This is a genomic window from Mesorhizobium sp. M5C.F.Ca.IN.020.32.2.1 (genome assembly GCF_004023105.1).
GTDB lineage: Bacteria > Pseudomonadota > Alphaproteobacteria > Rhizobiales > Rhizobiaceae > Mesorhizobium > Mesorhizobium wenxiniae.
Map to the genome: position 1 here is coordinate 1,837 of NZ_RZSX01000418.1, position 3,549 is coordinate 5,385.

3 protein-coding genes are annotated in these 3,549 nt (G+C 65.5%); all 3 read right to left on the bottom strand.

Features of this window, described 5'->3' with window-relative positions; translation table 11 throughout:
• A partial coding sequence (locus EOA86_RS20415; RefSeq protein WP_206630080.1) for a hypothetical protein occupies positions 1-392 on the bottom strand: 392 nt, incomplete at its 3' end.
• Positions 379-2,370: a hypothetical protein gene (locus EOA86_RS20420; RefSeq protein ID WP_128343295.1), complete on the bottom strand. Its 1,992-nt coding sequence runs from the start codon at positions 2,368-2,370 to the stop codon at positions 379-381. The genes EOA86_RS20420 and EOA86_RS20415, both read right to left, overlap by 14 nt.
• Complete coding sequence (locus tag EOA86_RS20425) at positions 2,346-3,491, bottom strand: glycosyltransferase family 4 protein (protein WP_128343296.1); 1,146 nt, start codon at positions 3,489-3,491, stop codon at positions 2,346-2,348. Before EOA86_RS20425 ends, EOA86_RS20420 begins: the two co-directional genes overlap by 25 nt.
• Positions 3,492-3,549: the final 58 nt, after the last annotated feature.

Here is a 3,549-nt window from a genome sequence, read left to right on the forward strand (position 1 = left end):
GCCCCCTGCCAGAGCCGGACCCGCGCCGGAGCCGGCCAGGCCGGCAGATCGGGAGTGTCGCGGCGGCAGGCGGCCACCAGTGCTGCGGCTGCCGTCACGCCCCAGAACCACAGCGCCCAGCCGAGCGGCGTAAGCGATCCCGCGGCGTTCAGGGCAAAGCCCCCGGCGATGCCGGCGGCGAGGCTTGCGCCGACCGCGTAGGCGAAGTGTTGCAACGCGGAGCCGGTCCTCACGCCAATGGCCCGCAGCACCGTGTGGCCCGAGACGAGGAACACCATGGGCGCGCCCAGGGCAGTACGGATGAGCAAACTGTCGCTGACCGCAACAGCCGCCACCGCGGCCCCCGCCCACAGGCACGCGGCCAGAAGGTCCAGCTTGCTACAAATTCTCATGCAATCCCCTCACGTCATAGATGACGATCCAGCCGTTGTCGTAGATGCGGGTGATGCCCTTGATGTCATTGAACTTAAGCAGCTCTGCGCCCGAGAGCGGCGTTCCCCGCCGTTGCCACGGCTCGAAGTAGAAGCCGAGCACCGGCGGGGCAGTGGACAGGCGCAGGTCCACCAGCAGGAAATCGATATCGCTTCTCACCAAGGCCCAAAACTCGTCAGGCCCCAAGGTCTCGTTCTCGAACACCCGCGAGGGAGGCACGCCTTCGACGAGCTTTACTCTCACGTCCTGCCGCCCGTAGCTTGCGAGCAGCAGGCGATTTATGCGGTCGGATGTGAAGCGGTTGCCGGCCCCGAGCCATGCTTTGGTCCACAGCGCCGTTTCGATCCCCATGGATTCGATCGATTGCTGGTCGGCCGCCACCCTGTAGTGTCCACGTAACGGTTCGAGCGCAGCGCTCGTGACGCCGCCCAGGACGATGACCGCCAGAGCAACGGCCGGTGCGATGCGGCGCCACCCGCGTAGCGTGCGGCTCTCCCAAAAGTGGACGACGCTCACCCCGACGACCAGCCCGACGCCGATGAACACGAACGTTCCCATGCGGTTGCCGATTTCCCATCCGCCGATGGTCAGCCGGAAAGCCACCGAGATGGGGAAGCCGAAGGCCAGCAGGCTGAGAAAAACGACGCGGCTGTCGCGCCAGCGCCTCCCGAGAACATCCTGAAGCGGACGCCAACCCGTCCGCGCGTCGCTCGGCGCCGCCATGGCCAGCGACCGAAAGAATCCTGTCGCCAGCCCAAGTGCCAACAGCAGGATTGCGAACAGCGTGGTCAGCCGCATGGCGAGGGGCTGCGGTGGCGCGCCGAGCTGGTCCGAGTTTGGGGCACCCGCGATCTTTCCGAGCAATGTCTTGAAGCCAGTTTCGACGATGGGTCCGAGATAACCTGCGAGATGGTTGCCCCGCGCCTCCATCCACAGGATTGGCAGGGCGATTGCCAGCATTCCCGTGAAGCCCACTGCGATCCTCGCTTCGCTCCGCATGGAGGCGTCCCGGCGCAAAGCCTCGAGGAATGCCACCGCTCCGAGGTAGATGGCGGCGTAGAAGGCCGCGAGGTGATGCGTGACCGAAAGGCTCATCAACAGCAGGGCGATCAGCCCAAGCGCCTTCAGCCGTTCTCGCCCGACGAGGTCCTTGGATGCTGCCTCGACGGCGAAGATCAGCACGCACAGCACGATGCCGAGACTCTCGTATGAGAACATCGACTCGAACAGGACGAAGGTTGAGCAGCCCATATAGGCCAGACAGGCGATGGCCGCGATTCGCGGCGATCCGGTGATGCTTTCGAAGAACAGAAACAGGGCACCGATGAACGTGCCCTTGAGGACGGCCAACAATAGCGTCCCCGCCACAAACAACGGCAATCCCGTCAGATTGACGATCGCCGTCGAAACGATTTCCAGGGCGGGATACGTTGGCCCGATCGGGAGAAGCGGGTTCGACAGAAATAGCCGCCGTGCCGTCATAAGATCGTCGGCTGCGATCCAGTGCAAGAACTCGTCGTGGCCGATGAAGCTCGTCGGGGAATAGACTACCTTGCAGTAGAAAAGGGCTTCGGCAAGCAGGAACAGGAGGAAGACGCGCTCGCCCCTGGCTGTTGTCGGCCAAGCTATGCGAAGGCTGGTCGGAGCGACCAGGAGAACGATACCGGGCCAGAAGAGCAGCGGCGCCACGTCATAGCCCCGGCGCCCGGCGGCGTGCCCGGCCACGACCAGGAGCAGAGCCGTAGCGACCGTCAGGCACAGAACCGCGATCCATCCGGAGTTGGCCCGTTGCGGCGGGGTATCGGCGCTGCCCCCGCGAAGGTCGGGACCGATAACGGCCGAGACGAACTTTATCCCGGCCTGGAGCGGGTTGATTCTGGTTCCTGCGGTGAAATGAGCCGCCATCATCAGCATCATGCCCTCGTCGCAGGGGGCCACGATGTCACGCCGCCGGAGGGCAAGCGGACCGTGGATCGGCTGCTCAGAACCTCACAGTAGACGTCGTTCAGCGCTTGAGCGCAGGCATCCCAGTCCGGCAGCGCCAAATCCGGGACCTCCCGATGGGCCCTCAGCTCCTCGGCCATGGCGGCGGCCCGCTCTTTCGGACCGGCGTCGGGCGGAATCGCCCTGCATAGGCCATTGGCGGCCAGCTCCCGCAGCCCGGACGTGTCGCTGACAAGGACCGGACGGCGCAGCGACAGGGCTTCCATGACGGCAACCGGATGGGCTTCGTAGTCGCTGAACAGCACGAACAGCGCGGCGCTCGCCAGAAGGTCTGCCATTTTCTGCCGCTCGGATCCGGGGATAGCTTCGATAGTGACCCGCTTCTCGAGGCCGAGCGTCGCGACGAGGCGCCGCAACTCTCCCTCGTACGGACCTGTTCCGACGATGTGCAGTCGCACGTCCGGTACCCTGTGGATCAGTTCGGGCAAGGCCCCAATCACCCGGTGATGGCCCTTATAGCGCTCCAGCCTGCCGCCCGAGACGATCAGGTGTGGATCGACCTTGATGCCGGGGCTCCCGGCTGGCATCGCGGCGCCGTTCGGGATAACGACAAACCGTTCCCGCGGCACGCCCATCCTCACGCTGAAGAAGTCGGCTTCGAATTCGGAGACGCCTATCAGCCGTGCGGCCCGGGCCACCAGCGGCCGGAGCAGCGCGTGCTGTGTGCCGCGCACGGCGTTGCGCAGCCGGGAGGAATGCCCGCCGCTGTGGAAGGTCAGGATGAACGGCAGGTCCCCTCGGACGGCCGCGAGCAGCCCGATCGGCGCCACGAAGGTGTTGTAACCTTGGAAATGGATCAGATCCCAAGCCCCGCGCCGGATCGCGGTATAAATGCCGGGCGCAACATAGAGGTCCAGCTCCCTCGGCCAGGCCGGCACGCGCCGCACGCGCATGCCGCGCATCTCCTCCTCAACCTGCAACTCCCCCGAGGGATCGGTGGTGAGCACGTCGACCGAGTGGCCACGCGCCACCAAGCGGGCACCGACTTCCTGCATGTGAGTTTCGATGCCGCCTATGAGAGGATAGCAGCGGGCGGCAACCATCAGGATTCGCATCGGGTTTGTCCACCGCCATCACAGGCCGTCGCGCTCCGCCTGTGCTGTGGGTGCACCC